Origin of the sequence: Burkholderia sp. LAS2 (genome assembly GCF_018417615.1) — a bacterium.
Classification (GTDB): domain Bacteria; phylum Pseudomonadota; class Gammaproteobacteria; order Burkholderiales; family Burkholderiaceae; genus Burkholderia; species Burkholderia sola.
The window spans coordinates 865,922-890,711 of sequence record NZ_CP071052.1 but is presented as its reverse complement, the minus strand read 5'-3'; the positions used below and the strand labels follow the sequence as shown (position 1 = coordinate 890,711).

Annotated in this window: 28 protein-coding genes and 1 tRNA gene; 5 read left to right on the top strand and 24 right to left on the bottom strand. The window is 62.8% G+C overall.

The features are described from left to right. Positions 1-9: 9 nt before the first annotated feature. The 4 genes from JYG37_RS04200 to JYG37_RS04185 all read left to right on the top strand — a co-directional run bounded on the left by JYG37_RS04200 (position 10) and on the right by JYG37_RS04185 (position 6,653). Positions 10-423 carry a DUF6573 family protein gene (locus JYG37_RS04200; protein WP_213345899.1) on the top strand — a complete coding sequence of 138 codons (414 nt, stop codon included), beginning with the start codon at positions 10-12 and terminating at the stop codon, positions 421-423. Between the two features lie 59 nt (positions 424-482). Next, positions 483-641, top strand: a complete 159-nt coding sequence (locus tag JYG37_RS04195; protein ID WP_213345898.1) for a hypothetical protein — start codon at positions 483-485, stop codon at positions 639-641. 114 nt (positions 642-755) lie between these two features. Beyond that, the gene (locus JYG37_RS04190) at positions 756-3,488 is read left to right on the top strand and encodes a site-specific DNA-methyltransferase (RefSeq protein WP_249746024.1); all 2,733 of its coding nucleotides are present in this window, start codon (positions 756-758) and stop codon (positions 3,486-3,488) included. Positions 3,489-3,500: 12 nt separating this feature from the next. Beyond that, positions 3,501-6,653, top strand: coding sequence for a BPTD_3080 family restriction endonuclease (locus JYG37_RS04185; protein WP_213345897.1), 3,153 nt, complete (start codon positions 3,501-3,503; stop codon positions 6,651-6,653). A gap of 131 nt (positions 6,654-6,784) precedes the next feature. Here JYG37_RS04185 and JYG37_RS04180 read toward each other — a convergent pair whose 3' ends face one another. The 10 genes from JYG37_RS04180 to JYG37_RS04135 all read right to left on the bottom strand — a co-directional run bounded on the left by JYG37_RS04180 (position 6,785) and on the right by JYG37_RS04135 (position 13,700). Then, positions 6,785-7,033 (bottom strand): hypothetical protein, encoded by a 249-nt coding sequence (locus tag JYG37_RS04180; protein ID WP_213345896.1) that lies wholly within the window; start codon positions 7,031-7,033, stop codon positions 6,785-6,787. A gap of 10 nt (positions 7,034-7,043) precedes the next feature. Then, a complete protein-coding gene (locus JYG37_RS04175; protein WP_213345895.1) occupies positions 7,044-7,490 on the bottom strand; it encodes a hypothetical protein in 447 nt (148 codons plus the stop codon). 35 nt (positions 7,491-7,525) lie between these two features. Next, a complete protein-coding gene (locus JYG37_RS04170) occupies positions 7,526-8,026 on the bottom strand; it encodes a hypothetical protein (protein ID WP_213345894.1) in 501 nt (166 codons plus the stop codon). A gap of 535 nt (positions 8,027-8,561) precedes the next feature. Beyond that, a tRNA-Thr gene (locus tag JYG37_RS04165) sits at positions 8,562-8,637 on the bottom strand. A gap of 18 nt (positions 8,638-8,655) precedes the next feature. After that, entirely contained in the window at positions 8,656-9,177 is a 522-nt protein-coding gene (locus JYG37_RS04160; protein ID WP_089488092.1) for a ClpXP protease specificity-enhancing factor, read from the bottom strand. A 69-nt stretch (positions 9,178-9,246) separates the two neighbouring features. Next, entirely contained in the window at positions 9,247-9,858 is a 612-nt protein-coding gene (locus JYG37_RS04155; RefSeq protein ID WP_006400565.1) for a glutathione S-transferase N-terminal domain-containing protein, read from the bottom strand. Positions 9,859-9,952: 94 nt separating this feature from the next. After that, on the bottom strand, positions 9,953-10,711 hold the full coding sequence (locus JYG37_RS04150) for a cytochrome c1 (protein WP_050013114.1): 759 nt from the start codon (positions 10,709-10,711) through the stop codon (positions 9,953-9,955). A 21-nt stretch (positions 10,712-10,732) separates the two neighbouring features. Continuing rightward, on the bottom strand, positions 10,733-12,115 hold the full coding sequence (locus JYG37_RS04145) for a cytochrome b (protein ID WP_050013115.1): 1,383 nt from the start codon (positions 12,113-12,115) through the stop codon (positions 10,733-10,735). After that, positions 12,115-12,735 carry a ubiquinol-cytochrome c reductase iron-sulfur subunit gene (gene petA, locus JYG37_RS04140; RefSeq protein WP_050013116.1) on the bottom strand — a complete coding sequence of 207 codons (621 nt, stop codon included), beginning with the start codon at positions 12,733-12,735 and terminating at the stop codon, positions 12,115-12,117. Before petA ends, JYG37_RS04145 begins: the two co-directional genes overlap by 1 nt. 218 nt (positions 12,736-12,953) lie before the next feature. Continuing rightward, a complete protein-coding gene (locus JYG37_RS04135; protein ID WP_050013117.1) occupies positions 12,954-13,700 on the bottom strand; it encodes a Nif3-like dinuclear metal center hexameric protein in 747 nt (248 codons plus the stop codon). A gap of 21 nt (positions 13,701-13,721) precedes the next feature. Between JYG37_RS04135 and JYG37_RS04130 the strand changes: the two genes are divergently transcribed. Beyond that, positions 13,722-14,927, top strand: coding sequence for a Do family serine endopeptidase (locus JYG37_RS04130; protein WP_050013118.1), 1,206 nt, complete (start codon positions 13,722-13,724; stop codon positions 14,925-14,927). 196 nt (positions 14,928-15,123) lie between these two features. Here the strand turns inward: JYG37_RS04130 and tatC are convergent, their stop codons facing one another. The 14 genes from tatC to hisD form a co-directional block, all read right to left on the bottom strand. Next, entirely contained in the window at positions 15,124-15,912 is a 789-nt protein-coding gene (tatC, locus tag JYG37_RS04125; RefSeq protein WP_050013119.1) for a twin-arginine translocase subunit TatC, read from the bottom strand. Between the two features lie 41 nt (positions 15,913-15,953). Next, positions 15,954-16,487 carry a Sec-independent protein translocase protein TatB gene (gene tatB, locus JYG37_RS04120; RefSeq protein ID WP_089488091.1) on the bottom strand — a complete coding sequence of 178 codons (534 nt, stop codon included), beginning with the start codon at positions 16,485-16,487 and terminating at the stop codon, positions 15,954-15,956. Positions 16,488-16,511: 24 nt separating this feature from the next. Further along, the gene (gene tatA / locus JYG37_RS04115; RefSeq protein WP_006477115.1) at positions 16,512-16,742 is read right to left on the bottom strand and encodes a Sec-independent protein translocase subunit TatA; all 231 of its coding nucleotides are present in this window, start codon (positions 16,740-16,742) and stop codon (positions 16,512-16,514) included. A 94-nt stretch (positions 16,743-16,836) separates the two neighbouring features. Further along, positions 16,837-17,202 carry a histidine triad nucleotide-binding protein gene (locus tag JYG37_RS04110; protein ID WP_050013121.1) on the bottom strand — a complete coding sequence of 122 codons (366 nt, stop codon included), beginning with the start codon at positions 17,200-17,202 and terminating at the stop codon, positions 16,837-16,839. 31 nt (positions 17,203-17,233) lie between these two features. Beyond that, a complete protein-coding gene (locus JYG37_RS04105; RefSeq protein ID WP_050013122.1) occupies positions 17,234-17,626 on the bottom strand; it encodes a DUF4870 family protein in 393 nt (130 codons plus the stop codon). A gap of 70 nt (positions 17,627-17,696) precedes the next feature. Next, positions 17,697-18,062, bottom strand: a complete 366-nt coding sequence (locus JYG37_RS04100) for a phosphoribosyl-ATP diphosphatase (protein WP_011546603.1) — start codon at positions 18,060-18,062, stop codon at positions 17,697-17,699. After that, on the bottom strand, positions 18,059-18,475 hold the full coding sequence (hisI, locus tag JYG37_RS04095) for a phosphoribosyl-AMP cyclohydrolase (protein ID WP_011546604.1): 417 nt from the start codon (positions 18,473-18,475) through the stop codon (positions 18,059-18,061). The genes JYG37_RS04100 and hisI overlap by 4 nt, the downstream gene beginning before the upstream one ends. Next, entirely contained in the window at positions 18,475-19,248 is a 774-nt protein-coding gene (hisF, locus tag JYG37_RS04090; RefSeq protein ID WP_027783356.1) for an imidazole glycerol phosphate synthase subunit HisF, read from the bottom strand. Before hisF ends, hisI begins: the two co-directional genes overlap by 1 nt. A gap of 106 nt (positions 19,249-19,354) precedes the next feature. After that, the gene (gene hisA / locus JYG37_RS04085) at positions 19,355-20,110 is read right to left on the bottom strand and encodes a 1-(5-phosphoribosyl)-5-[(5-phosphoribosylamino)methylideneamino]imidazole-4-carboxamide isomerase (RefSeq protein ID WP_006477123.1); all 756 of its coding nucleotides are present in this window, start codon (positions 20,108-20,110) and stop codon (positions 19,355-19,357) included. 164 nt (positions 20,111-20,274) lie between these two features. Then, on the bottom strand, positions 20,275-20,916 hold the full coding sequence (gene hisH, locus JYG37_RS04080) for an imidazole glycerol phosphate synthase subunit HisH (RefSeq protein ID WP_050013124.1): 642 nt from the start codon (positions 20,914-20,916) through the stop codon (positions 20,275-20,277). Beyond that, positions 20,913-21,533 carry a YchE family NAAT transporter gene (locus JYG37_RS04075; RefSeq protein WP_050013125.1) on the bottom strand — a complete coding sequence of 207 codons (621 nt, stop codon included), beginning with the start codon at positions 21,531-21,533 and terminating at the stop codon, positions 20,913-20,915. The genes hisH and JYG37_RS04075 overlap by 4 nt, the downstream gene beginning before the upstream one ends. Positions 21,534-21,593: 60 nt before the next feature. Next, positions 21,594-22,181 (bottom strand): imidazoleglycerol-phosphate dehydratase HisB, encoded by a 588-nt coding sequence (gene hisB, locus JYG37_RS04070; RefSeq protein WP_011546606.1) that lies wholly within the window; start codon positions 22,179-22,181, stop codon positions 21,594-21,596. A gap of 64 nt (positions 22,182-22,245) precedes the next feature. Then, entirely contained in the window at positions 22,246-23,319 is a 1,074-nt protein-coding gene (hisC, locus tag JYG37_RS04065) for a histidinol-phosphate transaminase (RefSeq protein ID WP_124638832.1), read from the bottom strand. A 140-nt stretch (positions 23,320-23,459) separates the two neighbouring features. Beyond that, a complete protein-coding gene (gene hisD / locus JYG37_RS04060; RefSeq protein ID WP_050013127.1) occupies positions 23,460-24,776 on the bottom strand; it encodes a histidinol dehydrogenase in 1,317 nt (438 codons plus the stop codon). Between the last annotated feature and the right edge of the window lie 14 nt (positions 24,777-24,790).

Here is a 24,790-nt window from a genome sequence, read left to right as displayed (position 1 = left end):
GAAAGCACTATGGAAAAACAAGACTGTCTGCAAGACCTCTTCAGTGAAGTCATTTCGGTGTATACGCGCGCGCAGGCAATCACGGACGGCGTGCTGATTGATGTCACGGCAGAGGCAAACGACGCGGGCTTCAAGGTTCCCGTGGCACTCACAGCGGCGGTTTGGGCGGACGTGGTGGCGTGGTCAGCCGAGGACAGCGCCCGACAAATCCAACAGGACGAACACGGGCGCCTGAACGACCTGCTCTGGGCCGCCGCCACCTTGGCACGTCATCACACGGGCAGCCGTATGCCTTTCCAGCATCATCGCGTGCCGCGCGGTGGGGATGGCGTGCGTCGCACACCGATAGCCCTCGTGATGACCATCGGACCGGGAGATAACGCCGAGCCGGTCGTGACTCTCATGTTCCCAAGCGACGACTGATTTTTCCGCCCCGTTGATTTCAGCGGGGCATTTAGCCACTGCTCAATAGGAGAGCGACCATGTCACATACCCCGATTAACCCCGCGACTGGCCTGCCGATGACCGGTGACGGTTACGGCGGCGTCGATGTCGGCGGCAGCCCTTACGGCACCGACATTTACGCGCATCACAATCCGTGGATTTCCACCGATTTTGGCTGGACTAGCGACGGCTTTTAAGCCTGCCTAGTCGTATCACTGCACGACGCCTCGGCGAATGAATGACCGCGCCAAGCCGAGGCGCTATTATCTCAGGCTAGTTAGACGACCAGCGATGGGATAAAGGAGCCCCCGGTGAACGACACGTCCGCCCAATACCAACATAAGCAAGAAGCGGTGCAACGCCCCGACGTAGGTGTTCAGGACCAGTTCAGCATCAAAAAGCCGAACCGTGTCTATAGCTACGATTCCAGCCTTGACCCGGCACTGTCGTGGGACGAGAGCCGCGAACGCGAACTCGGCGAGTGGCTCATTGGCCTGGTTGCCCGCTGCGCGGAGGAAGGCGAAGCTGCGGTCTTTCAATCGCCGCAGGTCTGGCACGGCGGCGGTGTCCAAGTGCAGTCCCTAAAGGCGGCCGCGAGCCTGCTACGGACCATCTCTCAGCCCTTCCTGAACTGGGCCGGCAAAGCGGAACGGCATCAGCTCAGTGTACCGACCACCCCACTATTCGTACACGAGCGACACTCCACCAAAGCCATTCTGGAAGGCATCAAGAACCGCAAGGCCAAAGGCACCAACCTCGACCTCTTCGGCGACCCTCAGCTCGATGTGACCGACCGGCTCGACGCCTACGAACACAAGGGCCCTTGGCAAAATCGGATGATTCTCGGCGATAGCCTCCAGGTCATGAATTCCATGCTGGAGTTCGAGGGCTTGGGTGGTCACGTGCAGATGGTCTATCTCGACCCGCCCTACGGAGTGAAGTTCGGTTCGAACTTTCAGCCGTTCGTTCGAAAGCCGAAGCTTGACGACGGCAATAAAGACGCCGACATGACTCGGGAACCAGAAATGGTGAAGGCGTATCGAGATACATGGGAGCTGGGACTCCACTCGTACCTCACGTATTTACGCGACCGGTTGTTGATTGCGAAAGACTTGCTTTCGTCAAGCGGCAGTATTTTCGTTCAAATTTCAGATAAGAATCTTCACCACGTTCGGGAAGTGCTCGATGAAATATTCGGTGCCGAGAATTTCCTCACCGTCATCTCTTACGTGACGACGAGCGGATTCAATAGCGAAACGTTATCGCGTGCGGGCGATTATGTTGTCTGGTACGCCAAGGACAAAAATCAAGTCAAGTATAGACGCCTTTTTAGGCCGAAAACAATTGGTAGCGACGGAGCCGCCGAATACAAATATGTCCATCTGGCCGATGGCTCATTTAGGCCAATGACTAAAGATGAATATACCGGAAAGGAGCCTCTCCCTGCGGGGGCGAGAGCTTTTCGTTATGGCCCGTTAACATCATCTGGCGCCAGCCCGGAAGGCAGTAAGCCATTTATTTTTGAAGGCAAATCTTATTCTCCCGGAGCCAACAATCATTGGAAAGTTGGTCTTGATGGCATGCAGAAACTGGCAGATAAGGGGCTTCTCATTGCAAGAGATAAAAGCTTAGCGTATTTCTTGTACCTAGACTGGTATCCACTTGAGCCGATAAACAACATTTGGGACGATACCAAGTGGGGCTTCGATGCTGGGGACAAGGCTTATGTTGTCCAGACCAACCAAAAAATAGTTCAACGTTGCATGCTGATGGCAACCGACCCCGGTGACCTGGTATTCGACCCGACCTGTGGCTCAGGTACGTCCGCGTACGTGGCTGAAATGTGGGGGCGACGGTGGATAACCTGTGATACGTCTAGAGTGCCTCTTGCAATCGCTAGACAACGCTTGCTAACCGCAACCTATCCATATTTTGAGCTGAAAACGCCCACATCGGGACCGATTGGCGGCTTCGCTTACGAGCGCAAGGTCAGCAAAAAAGGAGAGGAGGAAGGCGGGCTTGTTCCTCACAAGACCCTCTCGACAGTCACATACGATGAGCAAGGCAAAATCGAAATCTTGGTCGATAAGCCCAAGAAGGTTAAGGGAGTAACTCGCGTAGCGGGTCCGTTTGTGGTCGAGGGCACAATTGCGCCAGCGCAGACCATTGAGACCGTCGAGCCGTCCGATGCTTCCGAAGCTAAGGGATTGCCGCAGCGGGTCTTTACAAGTGATGCGGCAACCCACATTGAACGCATGGTGCAGGTGCTTCGACAGTCTAAGACCCTGCGCCTGCCCGGCAATCGGGAGCTGGTACTGGACCAGATTCGCCGCACGAGTGACGGCGACATCCTGCACGCCGAAGCGACGGATGCCGACGGCAAGCGCATAGCCATCGTCTTCGGCCCCGAATCCGGTGCCATTTCGGCAGACGTGGTGTTCGAAGCTGCGCGCGAGGCCCACTTCCTCCGCTACGACCAGTTGTACTTCTTTGCTTTCGCGATTCAAGCCAAGGCGCGCGAACTCATTGAGGAACGCAACAAAGACGGTGTTCCGAAGTTGCGCATCCATTGCACCTACGTTGCTGTGACGCCGGACGTTGCAATGAGCGACCTGCTCAAGACCACACGCGCATCGGAGATTTTCTCGGTTACCGGTCTGCCGGACGTGCAGCTGACCAAGCTACCGCAGAAGAACAACGCGGGCGAAGCACTCTACCAAGTGGATGTGAAGGGCCTAGACATCTTCAATCCGTCCACCATGGCACCGGAGTCTGTCGACGGTGAAAACCTGCCGTGCTGGATGCTGGACACCGACTATGACCCATCCGGTTCCTTCTATGCCACGCAGGTGTTCTTCCCAAAGACCGGAGCTTGGGACAATCTGCAGAAATCTCTCAAGGCTGATTTCGATGAATCGGTGTGGGCGCACTTGGCAGGCACCACGAGCGAGCCGTTTGCGCTGGGCGAGCGGCGCCGGATTGCGGTGAAGGTCATTGACGAGCGTGGTAACGAGCTGATGCGCGTTATCGAACACATTGCGTAAGGGGACCGAGCAATGTCGCAAATCAACGCCGTCGAAGCGCCCATCATCAATTCCCCGTTCGAGGAGCCGAAGTTCCACTGGCACATCCAGGAAGGGAAGCAGCCACAAAAGCGGGAAGGTCGCCGCCCGGCGAGCTACTTCTTCCGCGTGCCAGAGCATGCAGGTCGGGGCAAGAAGGCCAAGAAGCAGACCGTGCTGTTCGACCAGGACGCAAAAGGCAATGAGTACCTGCTCGATACAGCAAACCTCATCCGTCAGCGCCTGAAGGAATGGCGTGCTCGCGAGTACAGCGGAGCGACGAAAGTCACCAGGGAGCTGATAGCTCTGTGGAACTCGGCCGACCGCAAGCAGCGACTATTCTTCGCCCAGCTTGAGGCAGTCGAAACGGTACTCCTTCTCATTGAAGGGCCGGACGACCTGAAGCAGGGCATTCGCATCCCGACCGACGAGCCCGGCGATGACGCTAAGGCAGCCGGATACAAGGCATTCATCCGCTACGCGGTGAAGATGTGTACCGGGTCGGGCAAGAGCACCGTCATGGGCATGCTGGCCGCGTGGTCGATTCTGAACAAAGTCGCGGACTCAGGCAATCCGAACTACTCGGACACGGTGCTCATCGTCTGCCCTAACGTCACGGTCCGCGACCGGCTGCACGAACTCGACCCCAATCTGGATGAAATCAGCCTCTATCGCACTCGTGAGCTGGTACCGCTGCATCGCATGCCCGACCTGCGTCGCGGCGAGGTGTTCGTCACCAACTGGCACAACCTTGAGCGCCGCGAGCTTTCGGACGTGAATGGCACGTCGGCCAAGGTGGTGAAACGCGGCACCCCCGTAGAGAAGCGGCGCACGGTCAAGCTCGGCGGTAAAGACCAACTTACTGAGGCCGACATTCGCCAGCAGGCATTGACGGGCGCTTTTGAAATCGTCGGCGAAGTCAAAGACCGCAACGGTGCTCTGACGGCTTTCGAGGTCAAGGAAACCAGATACTACGAGAGCGACACGGCATTCCTGCGCCGGGTGCTGGGCAACCGCAAGGGGCGCAGTTCCGCCATCATGGTGATGAATGACGAGGCCCACCACGCTTACCGGCGCGGCAAGGCGGAGCCCGATGACGAATACGCACTGGATGAGGAAACCGCGGACGCCGATGCGCGCGAAGCGACCGTCTGGATTGAAGGCCTGGACCGTATCAACAAGGCATTGAATGGGGCGAAGAACGGCGTGCGTCTCTGCGTAGACCTGTCTGCCACCCCGTTCTTCATCCAGGGTTCCGGCAATGAAGTGGGCAAGCCCTTCCCTTGGGTGGTGTCCGATTTCAGCTTGCTGGAAGGTATTGAAGCTGGGCTTGTGAAAATTCCGCAGTTGCCGACCCAGGACATTACCGGTGGTGAAACTCCGGCCTACTTCAATGTGTGGCGCTGGGTTCAAGAGCGTATCGAGCAGGATGGCGGCGGCAAGGCGAAGCTCAGCCCGGACATGGTGATGCGTTATGCGACGACCCCAATCACTCAGCTTGCCGATGAGTGGCGCAAGACACTGGATACGTGGTCAGCCCAATTTAAAGAGGGATTCCGTAAGACCGACGTGCCACCGGTCTTTATTGTCGTGTGTCGCGATACTGCGCTGGCCAAGGAGTTGTATGAATGGCTGGCCAATGGCAAGCCAGACTACGGCCAGTCTCCGATTGAGTTCCGCAATAGGCCCGGCCAGGAAAACACCATCCGCGTGGACAGCAAAATTGCGGAGGACATCGCCTCTGGTGCGAGCGGCAGCGACGAAGCTCGGCGCTTGCGCTTTGTGCTGGACACCATCGGCAAAACTGCTTGGCCTGGTGGCCATATCCCCGAGGAATACGAGGTACTGGTCGAGAAACACAACCGCAAGGCACTGGACGACGAAGAGAGCGGCCTGGTAACCATCGACCCCAGTATTCCGCCTGGACGCGACGTGCGCTGCATCATCAGTGTGGCGATGCTGTCGGAAGGCTGGGACTGCAACACCGTGACCCACGTGGTTGGACTGCGGCCATTTGGCTCACAGTTGCTTTGCGAGCAGGTGGTGGGCCGCGCGCTGCGTCGCACGTCTTACGCTCTCGACGAGGCCACAGGCTTTTTCCGAGAGGAAACCGCCAAGGTTTTCGGTGTCCCGTTCGAGCTGATTCCGTTCAAGGTTGAAGGTGGCGCAGCCCCACCGCCGACGCCGCCGTCTAACCAGATATACGCTGACCCGGCCAAGGCTGACTTTGAAATCACGTTCCCGGTGGTCGAAGGCTACGCAGACCCCGGCATCACTCGGATTTCGCTGGATTGGGACAAGATTCCCACGCTCACACTCGACCCGCTTGAGGTGCCGGATACCACCCTCATGAAGGGGCTCGCAGGTGCCGATGGCAGCCTTGCCGCTTATGGCCCTGGCGCTGCTGAACTGGTGACGTTGGAAGCGTGGCGCGCACGTATTCGCGTGCAGCAAGTCGCCTTCACCCTTGCAAGTACGCTGGTGAAACAATGGCAGAAAGATAAAGGCGACAGTATTCCGACGCATCGACTCTTTCCGCAGCTTCTGGCTTACGCGCAGCAGTTTCTGACGACCAAGCTCGTCTGCAAGGGAAACCGTGCGCCGCAGGACGTGGCGCTGAACCCGTATTTCGGCAAGGCGGTCGGCTGCATCATCGACAACTTGCAGGCCGTCGATGAGAGCGGACAGGCCCAGGAGCTACCCATCATATCGGCAGGCGCAGCGGGTATGCGTTCGACACGCTTCGTTGAATTCGCCACAGGGCGTGACCTATGGCCGGTTACCCGCAGCCACCTGAACGCGATGGTGGCAGATACAAAAAAATGGGAGCAGAGCGCCGCCTACTGCCTCGATACGCACCCGCAGGTTCGAGCCTGGGTCAAGAACGACCATCTCGGCTTCGGCGTGCCGTATCGGAAAGACGGAACCAAGCGGAACTACTTGCCGGATTTCATCGTCGAGCTGGTGTCGGGCAAAAAGCTGGTGGTCGAAATCAAGGGGCAGGTGATTGACGACGCGCTGATAAAAGAAGCGGCAGCGAAGAGATGGTGCGAGGCAGTAAACCGCGACAGCCGATTCGGCCGCTGGAGTTATCACCTGATGAAACACCCGGCTGACCTGATGAAGCTGCTTGACCAGCAAAATTGACCCAGTTTCCCGGTCAAGCTGGTCGGTTTAGTTAGACGGCCACGGAACTCGCTGTTTCCGTGGCCTTTCGATTTGAATTGTTGAGCAACGGTTGGCCTTTTTGGGGCGGCTTTCTCGCAATCAAGTTGCCTTCAATGTAGCGGCGGAGCAATCCCCTTGACGTGCTTCAGCAAGAACCGAGCAGTGGTCTCGCGAGCACGTGACTCATCAATACCGAAATGCTGCTGGACGACGCTGCCGACCGCCAAGTCGAGGCAGCATGGCGCGGGACTGAAGCGGGTCGGCTTGTGGTTAAGCATACGGCGCAGCCTCACGGTGACAGTGGCGTCGCTAATCTCCGATGCAACCGAGAATTCTTCGAGGGTTTCGAATTCCGACATCTTGGTGCTCCTAGCCACGGTCGCCAATGGGAATCCATCGCTTGTTCGAGTCCATCGTTTCGACAGTGACTTCGCTCAGGGGCAGCGACCCAACATGCCCCCACCAGTCAGCCGGGTCCGCCTTGAGATTTGCTCCGCCGTTCGCAAGGCGTCGCCACCAGATTGACGACATCTTCGCTGCCTTGCGCAATTTCTCGCCGCATTTGAGCTGGTTGATAGGGTAGCCAAGTCGGTAAAGACCGCCGCCTACGTCTCGAAGTTCATCTAGTGTCAGCCGAATGAAGTTGCCGTTTGCGTCTCTGATAGGTTTCATGGCCGACGGTTCATACTTTGAATGCGTAGAGAACCAGAGAATCGGTTGTTCCGGGGGCTCAACGCCGATGTCGGCTGGTAGAAGGATGCCGGTTTGTTTGATGAGTTCGTATTTCTGTCCGGTCGTGTAGTGCCAGGCCATCATGGTGAGGTCCGTAAAGTCGTATCGAAATTGACCAGTTAGGCAGGGACATCGGCTCGCCAGCCTTTTGCGGCTGCGCGCGACTCGGCTTGCAACTCCTTGACGACATCTTTGTAGAGCCCGCCCCGGAGGTTAGCTACCAGGTAGCCGATGCGGCGGGCACCTTTCGCAGTCACGACGAACGGCACGTTTCCGAGGCCCCAGACTCTCTCGTTCCGCTCGCAGATGGCCTGTTCAGCTTTTTTTGAAGCAGGCCGCAGGTATCCGCGTGCCACCAGCCCGAGGATGCCGACTTCGGCGAAGATGCCGCACTCCCGCGAACTGAACATGCGGTACTTGCGATAGAGCAGGTTATTGACATGCTGGCTGTTGTACGTTTGGGTCAGGCACATCATGCCGAGTACGAGCGCCTCCATTGGCGGGAGCGCTTCGACTTCGCTTTGACCAGCATACGGTGTGACCTCGTTGGTGAAATAGAGGCTCATCATCGTTTGCATGAAGGGCACGCTCGGGTCGGTCAGTTTTTCTTGCGGCAGCATAGTCACTTCTCCATTGGTAGTTAGCTGAATTTGCCTTTGTGCGTCTGAGCATTTCGCCTTACGTGGCATCGCTCACAGCACCGACAGAATCAGGTGGGGTGCCAGTGGGGGCGCAAGAGTCGGGTGGTGGGGCATTTGTGCCCCACCACCGGGAGAAAACCGCGTGATGGCGTGTGACCACCGTGACGAGACTTGAGCTGCTGCGTGCATTGGTTAAAGCGCAGCTCAAACGCCATAAGGACTACGAGACCGGCAAGGGGAAGCGATGGGAACCGAACTAACGTGGCTACTATCGGCGGGGTGAGGAGCGGCGTAATCGTCCGATGCCATCGGGACACCGACATCGGAGGGCGGCTCTCGGCTGGCCAAGTGAAGCAGCTTGACCATCTCAATTGAGAAAAGTCCTGGTCAGCGCCCGCTCTGACGACAGCCGCGCAGCGCGGCCAAGATGGCACGAAATGCCTACATGGCGCCTACACGGCTTTAGAAAGGAACAAGGGGTTACAAGAATAATCTTGTAACCCCTTGATTTTATTGGTGCCGGCTGCAGGACTCGAACCCGCCACCTGATGATTACAAATCAACTGCTCTACCAGATGAGCTAAGCCGGCGTAGCGCGAGATTCTACCTCATTTCACGATCTTGAGGCGAGGTCTGCTACCGCCTTTCGAGCCGTCGCCGTCGGTTTTCGGCGGTTCGTCGACGCCTTCGGACGGCTCCTCGTTCGCCCCGCTGTCGGCGACGGGCGCCAACGGCGATACGGACTCGTCGCGCTGCGCGTCATCGGCCGGCGCGGCGTCATCGTCGAACGCACCCGAATCCGCACCCTCGCCTGCGACCGCATCGACCTGGAACGCCATGCCCTGCCCGTTCTCGCGCGCGTAGATCGCGAGCACGTTGGCCACCGGAATCTCGATCTTGTGCGCCTTCCCGGAGAACCGGGCCGTGAACTCGATCCACTCGTTGCCCATCTGCAACTGGCTCGTCGCCTCGAAGCTGATGTTGAGCACGATCTCGCCGTCACGCACGAACTGACGCGGCACGCGCGTCGAGTTGTCGACCCTCACCGCGATATGCGGCGTGTAACCGTTATCGGTGCACCACTCGTACAACGCGCGCAGCAGATAAGGCTTCGTTGAAATCTCTTGCATCACAATCCTCGAACCCGGAGCGGGCGCGCGGCACGCCGCCGCCCGCTCCGTCATGCCTTCATTGCAACATTAACGACGCATGACCTTTTCGGACGGCGTCAGTGCTTCGATGTAGGCCGGACGGCTGAAGATCCGTTCGGCGTACTTCATCAGCGGCGCGGCGTTCTTCGACAGCTCGATGCCGTAGTGATCCAGGCGCCACAGCAGCGGTGCGATCGCGACGTCGAGCATCGAGAACTCTTCGCCGAGCATGTACTTGTTCTTCACGAAGATCGGCGCGAGCTGCGTCAGGCGATCACGGATCGCGAGGCGTGCCTTCTCGTGATTCTTCTCCGCCGCCTTGCCCTTCTCGTTCTCGAGCGTGCTGACGTGGACGAACAGTTCCTTCTCGAAGTTGAGCAGGAACAGGCGCGCGCGGGCGCGCTGCACCGGGTCGGCCGGCATCAGTTGCGGATGCGGGAAGCGCTCGTCGATGTACTCGTTGATGATGTTCGATTCGTACAGGATCAGGTCGCGCTCGACCAGGATCGGCACCTGACCGTACGGGTTCATCACCGAAATGTCTTCCGGCTTGTTGAACAGGTCGACGTCGCGGATTTCGAAGTCCATGCCCTTCTCGAACAGCACCAGCCGGCAACGCTGGGAGAACGGGCAAGTTGTGCCGGAATACAGAACCATCATATTTGCGTTTCCTCAAAAAAGCCGAGGGCCGGCACGCGGCGAAACCCCTTTCACGGGTTCCGCCTTGCGCCGGCCCCACGCCGGTCAGGCGTGTTTACTTGATATCTTTCCAGTACGCGGCATTGAGCCGCCAGGCCAGGAAAGTCAGGACACCGAGAAAGATCAGCACCCACACGCCGAGGCGCTTGCGGGTCTGCTGGGCCGGCTCGGACATCCATGTCATATAGGCCACCAGGTCGGCCACCGCAGCATCGTAGTCGGGCGACGACAGCGTGCCCGGCGTGACCTGCTGGAAGCCGACGAGCACGTGGGCCTTCTCGCCCGTCTCCTCGTCCGTCTTGTCTTCGAATTTGGCAACGCGCTGCCCCTGCAGCTGCCACAACACATGGGGCATGCCGACGTTCTCGAACACCGCGTTGTTCCAGCCGGTCGGCCGCGTATCGTCGCGGTAGAAGCTCCGCAGATACGTGTACAGCCAGTCGCGGCCGCGCGCACGCTCCTCGACCGACAGGTCGGGCGGCGTGGTGCCGAGCCAGTTCTTCGCGTCGTCGGACCGCATCGCCACGGACATCGTGTTCCCGACCTTGTCGGTCGTGAACAGGAGATTCGTTTCGATCTCCTTCTGGGATATGCCCAGATCCGTCAGACGGTTGTAGCGCATCAGGTTCGCGCTGTGGCAGTTCAGGCAATAGTTTACAAACAATTGCGCACCGTGCTGAAGCGAAACGAGATTTTCCGTGTTATCGGGCGCCCGGTCGAGCGGAAAATTACCTTCCGCCCGCACGGCCGGCGCCGCCAGCAGCGCACAGGCGGTGGCCCCGATCAGCGCGAGTGTCGAAAGCAGTTTCTTCATGTCGTTCTCTCCTCGCTCACGTTAATGGGGCTTGAAGCGCACCCGTTCCGGCGGCTGCTTGAACGTGCCAAGCGGCGTCCAGACGGGCATGCCGAGGAAGAACGCGAAGTAGACCAACGCGCAGAACTGCGCGATCAGCGTCGCCGCCGGCGACGGCGGCCGCGTGCCGAGGAACGCGAGGGTCAGGAACGCCGCGACGAAGATCCCGAGGAACACCTTGTGGAACAGCGGCCGGTAGCGGATCGACTTCACCGGGCTGCGGTCGAGCCACGGCAGAAAGAACAGCGAGATCACCGCCGAGCCCATCACGACGACGCCCCAGAACTTCGACTCGGTCAGATACATGAACACGACGATCGCGGCGGCCAGCACCGGCAGCCCGATCTTCCACTTGCCGCGCGCGCGGATCAGCGCGAGCACGCCGAGCAGCGCGATCACGATCATCAGCACGATCTTGAACGGGTCGGTGGTCGCGCGCAGCATCGCGTAGAACGCGGTGAAGTACCAGACCGGCGCGATCTCGGGCGGCGTCTGCAGCGGGTTCGCCGGGACGAAGTTGTTCGCCTCGAGGAAGTAGCCGCCCATCTCCGGCGAGAAGAACACGATCAGCGCGAACACCATCAGGAACACGCACACGCCGAGGAAATCGTGCACCGAGTAGTACGGGTGGAACGGAATGCCGTCGAGCGGAATGCCGTTTTCGTCCTTTTTCGCCTTGATCTCGATGCCGTCCGGGTTGTTCGACCCGACTTCGTGCAGCGCGACCAGGTGCGCGACGACGAGGCCGACCAGCACGAGCGGGATCGCGATCACGTGGAACGCGAAGAAGCGGTTCAGCGTGACGTCGGACACGACGTAGTCGCCGCGAATCCACAGCGACAGGTCCGGGCCGACGAACGGGATCGCCGAGAACAGGTTCACGATCACCTGCGCGCCCCAGAACGACATCTGGCCCCACGGCAGCAGGTAGCCGAAGAACGCCTCGGCCATCAGGCACAGGAAGATCGCGCAGCCGAAGATCCACACGAGCTCGCGCGGCTTGCGGTACGACCCGTACAGCAGCCCGCGGAACATGTGCAGGTAGACGACCACGAAGAACATCGACGCACCGGTCGAGTGCATGTAGCGGATCAGCCAGCCCCACGGCACCTCGCGCATGATGTACTCGACCGACGCGAACGCGAGAGTCGAGTCGGGCTTGTAGTTCATCGTCAGGAAGATGCCCGTGACGATCTGGTTCACGAGCACCAGCAGCGCGAGGGAGCCGAAGAAGTACCAGAAGTTGAAGTTCTTCGGCGCGTAGTACTCGGATACGTGCTTCTTCCAGGTGGACGTGAGCGGGAAGCGCTGGTCGATCCAGCCGGTGAAACCTGTCGTGGAGACTTCCTTGTTGTCGGCGGCCATCACGCTTCTCCTTTCTCGTCCTTGCCGATCACGAGGGTCGTCGCCGACGTGAACATGTAGGGCGGGATGTCGAGATTCTGAGGCGCCGGCTTGTTCTTGAACACGCGACCGGCGAGGTCGTAGGTCGAACCGTGACACGGGCACAGGAAACCACCCGGCCAGTCGTCCGGCAGGTTCGGCTGCGGACCCGGCGTGAAGCGTTGGCTGGGCGTGCAGCCGAGATGCGTACACACGGCCATCACGACGAGAATGTTCTTGCGATCGGCCCGTGCCCGATATTCGTTCGCGCAATACGCGGGCAACGGCATCGAATACGGGGATTTCGTGGTCGGATCGGCCACTTCCTTGTCGGCCTTGACCACGTCGGCCAGCATCGAATCGGTGCGATTCAGGATCCAGACGGGTTTGCCGCGCCACGGCACGGTGACCATTTCGCCGGGCTTCAGGCCACTGATATCGATCTCGACCGGTGCACCGGCCGCTTTCGCTTTCGCGGACGGCGCAAGCGACGCCGCGAAAGGTATGACGGTGGCTACGCCTCCTACGCCACCTGCTACGGATGTCGCAATCAGCCAGGTACGGCGGCCGCTGTCGACGCGTTTCTCTTCCTTGTCTCGCATCACACGCCCCACTTCTGAGTTGGATTTTCCGTCACGACTTTCCATTCCGCCGCTAGTTTGCGCGAATGGAGTCGCCATTTACAAGGCCCGGAGATGAAAATCCCTTCGAAGTGTTTGATAGTTAAGGGTTATCCCCCACTATCGGAGCGATTAAATCATTTCGCTTTTAAGCGGATGCTACATAGAGAAATTTCGATGCACCGCCGCAAATCCGTCGCTCAGACCGGATTATGAATATCGATAAAAAGGTGTTCGAGATCGAATTCCTCGGACAAGTGGCGCCCCAGCGCCTGGATTCCGTAGCGCTCGGTCGCATGGTGCCCCGCCGCAACGAACGCGACGCCGCTTTCCGCGGCCGCGTGCGTGGTCGACTCGGACACCTCGCCGGTCAGGAACACGTCCGCGCCGGCGTCGATCGCGGCGTCGAAGTAGCTCTGCGCGGCGCCCGTGCACCACGCGATGCGGCGCAGCTGCGTGTCCTGATCGCCGAGCACGAGCGGCGTGCGGCCGAGCGTGCGCTCGACCTTCGCGACGAAATGCTCGAGCGTGACCGGCATCGGCAGCGTCGCCATCCAGCCGAGATCGCCTTCGCCGAAACGCTGCTCGCCGATCAGGCCGAGCTTTTCGCCGAGCTGCGCGTTGTTGCCCAGTTGGGGATGTGCGTCGAGCGGCAGGTGGAACGCGAACAGGTTCAGGTCGTTCGCGAGCAGCAGCTTCAGCCGCTGATACTTGCGGCCGGTGATCTGCGGCGCCTCGTTGCGCCAGAAATAGCCGTGATGGACGAGCACGGCATCCGCCCCCCATTCGAGCGCGGCTTCGAGGAACGCGACCGACGCCGTCACGCCGGTGGCGATCTTCTCGATCTTGCGGCGCCCTTCGACCTGGAGGCCGTTCGGGCAATAGTCCTTGAAGCGCGCGGTTTCAAGGGTATTGTTCAAGTACAATTCGAGTTCGATCCGATCCATATAAACCTCTAATCCATTCAGATGCTTAGACGCTTCTGGCTGTTCTTCGCGCAGGCGGTAACCATACTGCTCGCGCTGATGTTCATCGTCGTGACGCTCAAGCCGCAATGGCTGCAACGGCAAGGACAGCTCGGCAAGCAGCTCGCCACGCCGATCGTCGCGCTGCGCGAGGTCGCGCCGGGCATCGGCGGCGCTCCGGCGACCACGTCGTATGCCGAAGCCGCGCAGAAGGCGATGCCGGCCGTCGTCAACGTGTTCTCCAGCAAGGACGGCTCGCTGCCGCCCGACCCGCGCGCGAAGGATCCGCTGTTCCGCTACTTCTTCGGCGACCGCAACGCCCGCAAGCAGCAGGACGAGCCGGCCGCCAACCTCGGCTCGGGCGTTATCGTGAGCCCTGAAGGTTACATTCTAACGAACCAGCACGTCGTCGACGGCGCCGACCAGATCGAAGTCGCGCTCGCCGACGGCCGAACGGGCACCGCGAAGGTGATCGGCAGCGATCCCGAAACGGATCTCGCGGTGCTGAAGATCAACATGACGAACCTGCCGACGATCACGCTCGGCCGCTCCGACCAGTCGCGCGTCGGCGACGTCGTGCTCGCGATCGGCAACCCGTTCGGCGTCGGCCAGACGGTCACGATGGGGATCATCAGCGCGCTCGGCCGCAACCACCTCGGCATCAATACGTTCGAGAACTTCATCCAGACCGACGCACCGATCAACCCCGGCAACTCCGGCGGCGCGCTGGTCGACGTGAACGGCAATCTGCTCGGCATCAACACGGCGATCTACTCGCGCTCGGGCGGCTCGCTCGGCATCGGTTTCGCGATTCCGGTTTCGACCGCCCGCACGGTGCTCGAAAGCATCATCACGACGGGTTCGGTCACGCGCGGCTGGATCGGCGTCGAGCCGCAGGACGTCACGCCGGAAATCGCCGAGTCGTTCGGGCTCCAGCAGAAATCGGGCGCGATCGTCGCGGGCGTGCTGCAAGGCGGCCCGGCCGACAAGGCCGGCATCAAGCCGGGCGACATCCTGGTGAGCGTCAATAGCGAGGACATCACCGACACGACGAAGCTGCTGAACGTCGTCGCGCAGATCAAGCCGGGCACGCCGACCAAGGTGCACGTCGTACGCAAGGGCAAGCAGTTCGACGTGAACGTCGTGATCGGCAAGCGCCCGCCGCCGCCGAAGCAGACGCTCGACGAGCAGGACGGCGATAGCGAATGACGGTCGGCGGGCGGCACGCCGCCTGTCGGTCATGATGTGACGCGGAAACGGAAAAGGGCAGCCGGTTGGCTGCCCTTTTGCTTTGCTCCAAACGACGTCCGGTGCCGGAAGGTAGCTTTGCGATGCGCTGGCTGGCGGCCCACCGCGGTACCGGGCGCCTCCGGCCGGGCCGGAAAGCCGCCCCGGCGCCGCGCCGTCAACTCGCGGCTTCGCCGTTCCCCGCCTCGCCCTCTTCTACCGGCTTCTTCGGCACGAAGAACCGCGCGGCCAACAGGCCGATCTCGAACAGCACGATCAGCGGCAGCGCGAGCATCAGTTGCGAGAACACGTCCGGCGGGGTGACGACCGCCGCGACCACGAATGCGCCGACGATCACGTACGGCCGCATCTCCTTCAGCTTCTTCAGGGACAGCACGCCCATCCTGACGAGCAGCACGACGACGATCGGCACCTCGAACGTGACCCCGAACGCGATGAACATCCCGAGCACGAAGCTCAGGTAGTTGTCGATGTCGGTCGTCATCTCGGCGCCGAGCGGCGCGTTGTAATGCGCCATCACGCGGAAGATCGTCGGGAACACGAGGAAGTACGCGAACGCCATCCCGCACAGGAACAGCACGTAGCTGCTGCCGACGAGTGGCGTGACGAGCTTCTTCTCGTGCTGGTACAGCCCCGGCGCGACGAACGCCCAGATCTGGTACAGCACGATCGGCAGCGCGATCACGAGCGCGACGAGCATCGTGACCTTCATCGGCACGAAGAACGAGCCGGTGACGTCGGTGACGATCATCTTGCCGTCTTTCGGCAGGTTCTCCATCAACGGCCGCGCGAGCAGCTTGAAGATGTCCGGCGCCCAGTACACGAGCCCGACGAACACGACGATCACGGCCAGCCCCGCGCGAATGATGCGATCGCGAAGCTCGACGAGATGGGAAATGAAGGTTTCTTCCGGGGCGTCGCCCGGGTTCTGCTGGGGGTCGCTCACACCGGCCCTCGGTAGGATTGACGAGCGAGCATGCGCTCGACTCAGAAGAAGCGCGTCGGCCGGCGCAGGCTGGCCGGCTGGTGGCGCGCGACACGCGCGGCGCCCGACTGCACGTGCGTGCGGCGGGTCGTCGCGCGCTTGTACCAGACAGGCGTCGCCGCCTGCTTGATGCGCCAGTTGCGACGCTTCGGCGCAAGCGCGGCCGTGCTGCCGCCACGCCACGACGGCGCCGCGGGCGTGTCGCTACCGTGCAGGCCGGCATCGACCGAGCCTTCGTTGAGACCGCCGACCGCGGAATGCCACGTATCGTTCAGTTCCTTCTCGTGCTCGCGCAGGTTATCGTGAATCGTCGTCTCGACATTGCGCGCGGCCGATTCGAAATCGGTCTTCATCGTCCGCAGCGCGTCGAGTTCGATTTCGCGCGAGACCTCGGCCTTCACGTCGTTGATGTACCGCTGCGCGCGGCCGAACAGCGCGCCTGCCGTACGCGCGACGCGCGGCAGGCGCTCGGGGCCGAGCACGACGAGCGCGACGACGCCGATCAGCGCCATCTTTGAAAGACCGAGATCCAGCATCGCGAATGCCTCAGCGTGCCGGCGTTACGCCTTGTTCGAATCGGAACGCGTCGTTTCCTTCGCGTTGACGTCGACCGCGCCCGAACGCGGCAGTTGCTGCGCGTCGGCCGGCGTTTCGCCTTCCTTCATGCCGTCCTTGAAACCCTTCACGGCGCTGCCGAGATCGTTGCCGATGTTGCGCAGCTTCTTCGTACCGAAAACCAGCGCGACGATCAGCAGCACGATCAGCCAGTGCCAAATGCTCAATCCACCCATGATGAAACCTCTCCTCAACCACGCCGCGGTGCGGCGTAAATCGCCGGCGACGCGCCGGCTTCGACTATCGGATGCGGGGAAACGCCCCGCGTCGTCAACCCATCCGTTGCCACGGGCGCGGGCCGGCCAGGATATGCGCGTGCAGGTGGTAGACCTCCTGCCCGCCGCCCGGGCCCGTGTTGATCACCGTGCGAAAACCGGTTTCGCCGCCCGTATACGCGACGCCGAGCTGGTCGGCCAGACGCGCGACGAGCAGCATCAGCCGGCCGAGCATCGGCGCATCGGCGTCGACCGCCGCCGACAGTGTCGGCAGGTGCCGGCGCGGAATCACGAGCACGTGCGTGTCGGCCGCCGGGCGGATGTCGCGGAACGCGACGAATTCGTCGTCCTCGTGCACCTTCGTGCTCGGGATCTCGCCTGCCGCGATCTTGCAGAACAGGCAATTCGGATCGTGACTCATGTTGCTCCTGCAAACGCCCGCGTGCGGCCGGTCAGAACCACGCCTGCGGATCGAGCGTCTTGTTGTCGTTCAGGTACAGCCAACCCTTGATGATACGGTACAGCGTCCAAATCCACGTGACAAACATCACGACGAATCCGACCACGACGAACATCAGCGCGAACCCGATCACGTAGGCGATCAGCGCGCGCCAGAACGTGCGGATCTGCCACTCGAAGTGATCGGCGTACGGCGTGCCGGCCACGTCGCCGCGCTTCACGTAGTTGATGATGATCGCGATGATGCCCGTGACGCCGCCCGTCAGCCAGTGAAACGCATAAAGACCGTACAGCACGTGGGTCAGCGTGCGCAGCCCGTTCAGGCGCTCGGCATCCGCGGCGCCCGGCACCGCCGGCGTCGGAAACTGGTTCGACGTATCGTTCATGATGCTACCCCCGTTAGATGACAATTCTTACAGCTTACCGCACTGTTGCCACCGCGGCGGACCCTGTTCGTCAGCCGCCGTTTTCCTCGCGCTCGCGGCGCTTGCGCAGCGCTTTTTCCTCGATGCCCGACAAGCCTTCGCGGCGCTCGAGCTCGGCGATCACGTCGGCCGGGCTCAGGTCGAAATGCGACAGCATCACGAGGCAGTGGAACCACAGGTCGGCCACCTCGCCGACGAGCGCGCTCGGCGCGCCGCCCTGGCGCACGTCCTTCGCGGCCAGCACGACTTCCGTCGCCTCTTCGCCGATCTTCTTCAGCACGGCGTCGTCGCCCTTGTGGAACAGGCGCGATACGTACGATTGATCGGGATCGCCGCCCTTGCGGCTGTCGATCACGGCCGCGAGGCGCAGCAGCGTGTCTTCGGTCGATTGCGTCATTTGTAGATGTGTTCGGGGTCTTTCAGCACCGGCTCGACCGCGACCCAGTCGCCGCCGTCCACCGTACCTTCGAATTTCTGGAAGAAGCACGAATGCCGGCCGGTGTGGCACGCGATGCCCGACACCTGCTCGACCTTCAGCAGCACGACGTCCTCGTCGCAGTCGAGCCGCACCTCGTGCACGTGCTGCACGTGGCCCGACTCCTCGCCCTTGAACCACAGGCGCTTGCGCGAACGCGAATAGTAGACCGCGCGCTGCGTCTCGATCGTCTTCGCGAGCGCCTCGCGGTTCATCCACGCAAACATCAGCACGTCGTTCGTCGACGCTTCCTGCGCGATCACCGGCACGAGGCCGTTGTCGTCCCAACGGACCTTGTCGAGCCACGCGGGCAAGGATTTCGTTTCGGTATTCATCACAGCCTCACCGCGATGCCCTGGTCGGACATGAAGCGCTTCGCCTCGCCGACCGTGTGCTCGCCGTAGTGGAAGATGCTCGCGGCCAGCACCGCGTCGGCGCGGCCGTCCTTGATGCCGTCCGCGAGATCCTGCAGGCAGCCGACGCCGCCCGATGCGATCACCGGCACCGGCACCGCGTCCGACACGCCGCGCGTGAGCGCGAGGTCGAAGCCCGATTTCGTGCCGTCGCGGTCCATGCTCGTGAGCAGGATCTCGCCCGCGCCGAGCTCGGCCATCTTGCGCGCCCATTCGATCGCGTCGAGGCCCGTGTTCTTGCGGCCGCCGTGCGTAAACACTTCCCAGCGCGGCGTCTCGCCGTCGGCCGACACGCGCTTCGCGTCGATCGCGACGACGATGCACTGCGAGCCGTACTTGTCGGCCGCGTCGCGCACGAGTTGCGGATTCGCGACCGCCGATGAATTCATGCTGACCTTGTCCGCGCCCGCGTTCAGCAGGCGCCGCACGTCCTCGACGGCGCGCACGCCGCCGCCGACGGTCAGCGGAATGAAGACCTGCGATGCGACGGCTTCGATGATCGGCAGGATCAGGTCGCGCTGGTCGGACGTCGCGGTGATGTCGAGAAAGGTCAGTTCGTCGGCACCCTGGTCGTCGTAGCGGCGGGCGATTTCGACGGGGTCGCCGGCGTCGCGCAGCTCGACGAAATTGACGCCCTTGACGACACGCCCGGCGGTCACGTCCAGGCAGGGGATGATGCGTTTAGCTAGAGCCATGATGTTGCGCCAAATGCCGCGCTGGGACGGCCGGTTGCGGAAGCCTCGCGCGAGGCTTCCGGTCGGGGCCGCCCGCGGGCGGCCCCGGCGAACGGGACGGACGCGGTTACGCGTTGTCGAGTTCGCCGTTCAGTTCGTCCGCGCGCTTTTGCGCGGCCGCGAAATCGAGATCGCCGGAGTAGATCGCCCGGCCGCAGATCACGCCTTCGACGCCGTGCTCTTCCACCTCGCACAGGCTCTCGATGTCCGTGAGGTTCGACAGGCCGCCCGATGCGATCACCGGGATGCCGACCGCCTGCGCGAGCTTCACGGTCGCGTCGATGTTGATGCCCTGCAGCATCCCGTCGCGGCCGATGTCCGTGTAGACGATCGATTCGACGCCGTAGTCCTCGAACTTCTTCGCGAGGTCGATCACCTCGTGGCCGGTCAGCTTGCTCCAGCCGTCGGTCGCGACCTTGCCGTCCTTCGCGTCCAGCCCGACGATGATGCTGCCGGAGAACGCGGTGCACGCGTCCTGCAGGAAGCCCGGGTTCTTCACGGCCGCGGTGCCGATGATCACGTAGGACAGGCCGGCGTCGAGATACTTCTCGATCGTCTCGAGGCTGCGGATGCCGCCGCCGAGCTGGACCGGGATTTCGTCGCCGACTTCGTCGAGGATCGCTTCGATCGCCTCGAGGTTCTTCGGCTTGCCGGCGAATGCGCCGTTCAGGTCGACGAGATGGAGCCGCCGGGCGCCGAGATCGACCCATTTGCGGGCCATCGCCGCCGGGTCCTCGGAGAAAATCGTGGCCTGGTCCATATCGCCCTGTTTGAGGCGCACACACTGACCGTCTTTGAGGTCGATGGCCGGAATCAGCAACATAGCAATCGGGTGTCGTCGTGGAAAATGAAAAGAATCAGGCGCGTACCGGCCAAACCGGTGCCGCGCCGTCTCGCTAGTTTAGTACAACTCTTTCGGCGCTTACGCGCGAGCGCCCCGCGCGACAGGCCGTTCGGCCAGGTCGACTGTGGCTCGCGCGCCACGTTTTACGGCTTCCAGTGGACGAAGTTGCGATACAGACGCAATCCGACCTCCGCGCTTTTCTCCGGGTGGAATTGGGTCGCGAAGATGTTGTCCCGCGCGACCGCGGACGTAAACGGCGCGCCGTAGGCCGTTTCGCCAACCGTGTGCGCCGGGTTGTCCGGGCTCACGTAATAGCTGTGCACGAAGTAGAAATACGCGTCGTCGGGCACGCCGTCCCACAGCGGGTGCGGCTGCGCCTGGCGCACGCGGTTCCAGCCCATCTGCGGCACCTTGAAGCGCGAGCCGTCGTCCTGCAATTGGCCGTCGAGATCGAAGCGCACGACCTTGCCGGGCAGCAGGCCCAGGCCCTTCGTGTCGCCTTCCGCGCTCCAGTCGAACAGCATCTGCTCGCCGACGCACACACCGAGCAGCGGCTTCGTGCGCGACGCGTCGATCACGGCCTCCTGGAGGCCCGACTCGCCGAGGCAGCGCATGCAGTCGGGCATCGCGCCCTGGCCGGGCAGCACGACGCGGTCGGCCGCGCGAATCGCGGCCGGCGTGTCGACGATCGCCACGTCGGCGGCCGGTTCGGCCTTCTTGAGCGCCTGCGCGACCGAGCGCAGGTTACCCATCCCATAATCCACAATCGCAATCGAAGTTTTCATCTCAGTGCAGGCAGTAGCGCCCTCAGTCCATTGACGATGAATTCCACCGCCAGCGCCGACAGCATCAGACCCATCAGCCGCGTGGCGATGTTGATGCCGGTGCGGCCGATCCAGGTCGCGATCGGCTCGGCGAGCCGCATCGCGACGAAACACAGAAAAGCCAGGACCGCGCCGATCGCGACCAGCCCGGCCCGCTCATACCAGTGATGCGCGTTCGCCGCATAGATGATCACCGTGCTGATCGAGCCGGGGCCCGTGAGCAGCGGAATCGCGAGCGGCACGACCGCGATGTTGTCCTTCAGCTCGGCTTCGTGGCGCTCCTCCGGCGTCGACCGCGTGTTGCCGATCTGCGCGTTCAGCATGTTGATCGCCATCAGCAGCATGATGATCCCGCCGCCCACTTCGAGCGACCCGACCGAAATGCCGAAGAAGTTGATGATCTGCTGCCCGAGCAGCGCGGTCACCGTCATCACGCAGAACACCGACACCGATGCGATCCGGATCGTGCGCCGCCGCTCGTCGTCCGTCTGCTGCGCCGTCAGGCTCAGGAAGAACGGCACCGCGCCGACCGGATTGATCAGCGCGAGCAGCGAAATGAACGATTTGAGCAGATCCATCGCAAGCCGGCGCGCCGCGCCGAAGCCGTGAGGTTGTCCTTGGCGTCGTCCGTTCGGAAGTTAGAGGCTGCCTTTCGTCGACGGAATCTGCCCCGCCGCGCGCTCGTCGAGCTCCACCGCCGCGCGCAGCGCGCGGCCGAAGGCCTTGAACACGGTCTCGAGCTGATGGTGCGCGTTGATCCCGCGCAGGTTGTCGATATGCAGCGTGACGCCCGCGTGGTTCACGAACCCGCGGAAGAATTCGATCGACAGGTCGACGTCGAACGTGCCGATCCGCGCGCGCGTGAACGGCACGTGGAATTCGAGGCCCGGCCGGCCGGAGAAGTCGATCACGACGCGCGACAGCGCCTCGTCGAGCGGCACGTACGAATGGCCGTAGCGGCGGATGCCCTTGCGGTCGCCGATCGCCTTCGCGACGGCCTGACCGAGCGTGATGCCGACATCCTCGACCGTGTGGTGATCGTCGATATGCGTGTCGCCGTGCGCTTCGACCTCGAGATCGACCAGACCGTGTCGCGCGATCTGGTCGAGCATATGGTCGAGAAACGGCACGCCGGTGGCCAGCTTCTGCCGGCCGGTGCCGTCGAGATCGAGCTTCACACGGATCTGCGTTTCGCTGGTATTGCGAACGACTTCCGCCACACGCATGGCAATTCCTTGATTGAGTCTATGTAAATGGGGATTGATCGTCGCGCGCCGCCGCGCCCTGGGCTCAACCGGGCAGCGCGAGTTTCAAGGCGGCCAGCAGGCGGGCGTTTTCGTCGGGAGAACCGACGGTCAGCCGCACGCATTCGGCCAGCAACGGATGCATTTTACTCACGTTTTTGACCAGCACCCGCTCGGTGAGCAGCGCATCGAACACGGCCGCGGCGTCCGGCACGCGCACCAGCAGGAAATTGCCGGCGCTCGGGAACACCGTCGCGCCCGGCAGCGCGGCCACCGCCTGCGCGAGGCGCGCGCGTTCCGCGCGCAATTCGGCCGCCTGCGCGTCGAGCACGTCGAGGTGGTCGAGCAGGAAATCGGCGGTCGCCTGGGTCAGCACGTTGATGTTGTACGGCGGGCGCACCTTGTCGAATTCGTTCAGCCACGCGGGCGAGCCGACCAGATAGCCGAGCCGGATGCCCGCGAGGCCGAGCTTCGACACCGTGCGCATCACGACGACGTTGTCGAACTCGCCGGCGCGCGGCAGCCACGAACGCTCGGCGAACGGCTGGTACGCCTCGTCGATCACGATCAGGCTGTGCCGCGCGGCCGCGACGATCCGCTCGACGTCGGCGTCGTCGTACAGCGTGCCGGTCGGGTTGTTCGGATACGCGAGATAGACGACCGCCGGCCGGTGCTCGGCGATCGCCGCAAGCAGCGCGTCGGCGTCGAGCGTCAGGTCCGCCTTCAGCGGTACGCCGACGAATTCGAGCTGCGCGAACTTCGCCGAGAGCTCGTACATCACGAAGCCCGGCACCGGTGCGAGCACCTTGGCGCCCGGCTTCGCGCACGCGACCGAGATCATGCTGATGATTTCGTCGGAGCCGTTGCCGAGCAGCACGTCGCAGCCGGCCGGCACGCGCATCGCATGGCGCAGCTTGTCGAGCAGCGCGGCCGGACGCGGCGCCGGGTAGCGGTTCAGCGCGACCTGCGCGAGCCGCTCGCCGAGCGCCACGGCGAGCGGCGCCGGCAGCGAATACGGGTTCTCCATCGCGTCGAGCTTCACGAACCCGCTCGCGTCGGGAACCGGATAGCTCGTCATCGCGAGCACGTCGCGGCGGATGATGTCTTGTGGCGTCGTCATGGTCTCAAGCCGGCGTGCATCGCGCCGGCATCAAATGGTCGGCAAGGCGGCGGCTGCCGCCCTGCGCTCGTCCCCTGCCCCGATCCGGGGCGGCCGGCGCCTGCGCCTCGGCGCCCGCCGGGCCCGCGCACCCTGCGCGGTCAGCCCTTCATCCGGAACTCGGCGCTCCTTGCGTGCGCCTGCAGCCCTTCGCCGTAGGCGAGCTCGGACGCGATCTCGCCGAGCGTCTGCGCGCCTTCCGCGCTGACCTCGATCAGGCTCGAGCGCTTGATGAAGTCGTACACGCCGAGCGGCGACGAGAAGCGCGCGGTGCGCGACGTCGGCAGCACGTGGTTCGGGCCCGCGCAGTAGTCGCCGAGGCTCTCGCTCGTGTAGCGGCCGAGGAAGATCGCGCCCGCGTGGCGGATCTGCTGGCCCCATTGCTGCGGCTCCAGCGCCGAAATTTCGAGGTGTTCCGGCGCGATGTCGTTCGCGATCCGGCACGCCTCGGCCATGTCGCGCACCTTGATCAGCGCGCCGCGGCCTTCGAGCGACGCGCGGATCACGTCCTGGCGCGGCATCGTCGGCAGCAGCTCGTCGATCGCCTTCTCGACGCGATCGAGGAACGCACCGTCCGGGCACAGCAGGATCGACTGCGCGAGTTCGTCGTGCTCGGCCTGCGAGAACAGGTCCATCGCGACCCAGTTCGGATCGGTCGTGCCGTCGCACAGCACGAGGATTTCCGACGGCCCGGCGATCATGTCGATACCGACCGTGCCGAACACGCGGCGCTTCGCCGACGCGACGTACGCGTTGCCGGGGCCGCAGATCTTGTCGACGGCCGGCACCGTCGCCGTGCCGTACGCGAGCGCGCCGACCGCCTGCGCGCCGCCGATCGTGAACACGCGATCGACGCCGCCGAGCAGCGCCGCGGCAAGCACGAGGTCGTTCTTCACGCCGTCCGGCGTCGGCACGACCATCACGATCTCGCCGACCCCCGCGACGCGCGCGGGAATCGCGTTCATCAGCACCGACGACGGATACGCGGCCTTGCCACCCGGCACGTACAGGCCGACGCGGTCGAGCGGCGTGACCTTCTGGCCGAGCACCGTGCCGTCGCTTTCCGTGTACTGCCAGCTATGCGTGCCGCACTCGATCTTCTGCTTCTCGTGGTACGCGCGCACCCGCGCCGCCGCCGCTTCCAGCGCCGCGCGCGCCTTCGGCGCGAGGCCGTCGAGCGCCGTCTGCAGCGCGTCCTGCGGCAGTTCGAGCGCGGCGACGCTGTTCGCGCTCAGCCGGTCGAAGCGGTTCGTGTACTCAAGCACCGCGGCGTCGCCGCGCGACTTCACGTCGGCGAGGATCTGCGCGACCGACTGCTCGATCGCTTCGTCTTCGCTCGCCTCGAACGCGAGCACGGCGCGCAGCGCGGCGCCGAAGCCTTCGTTCGTCGAATCGAGCTTGCGGATGGTGATGGACATGGGAGTTCCGTTAC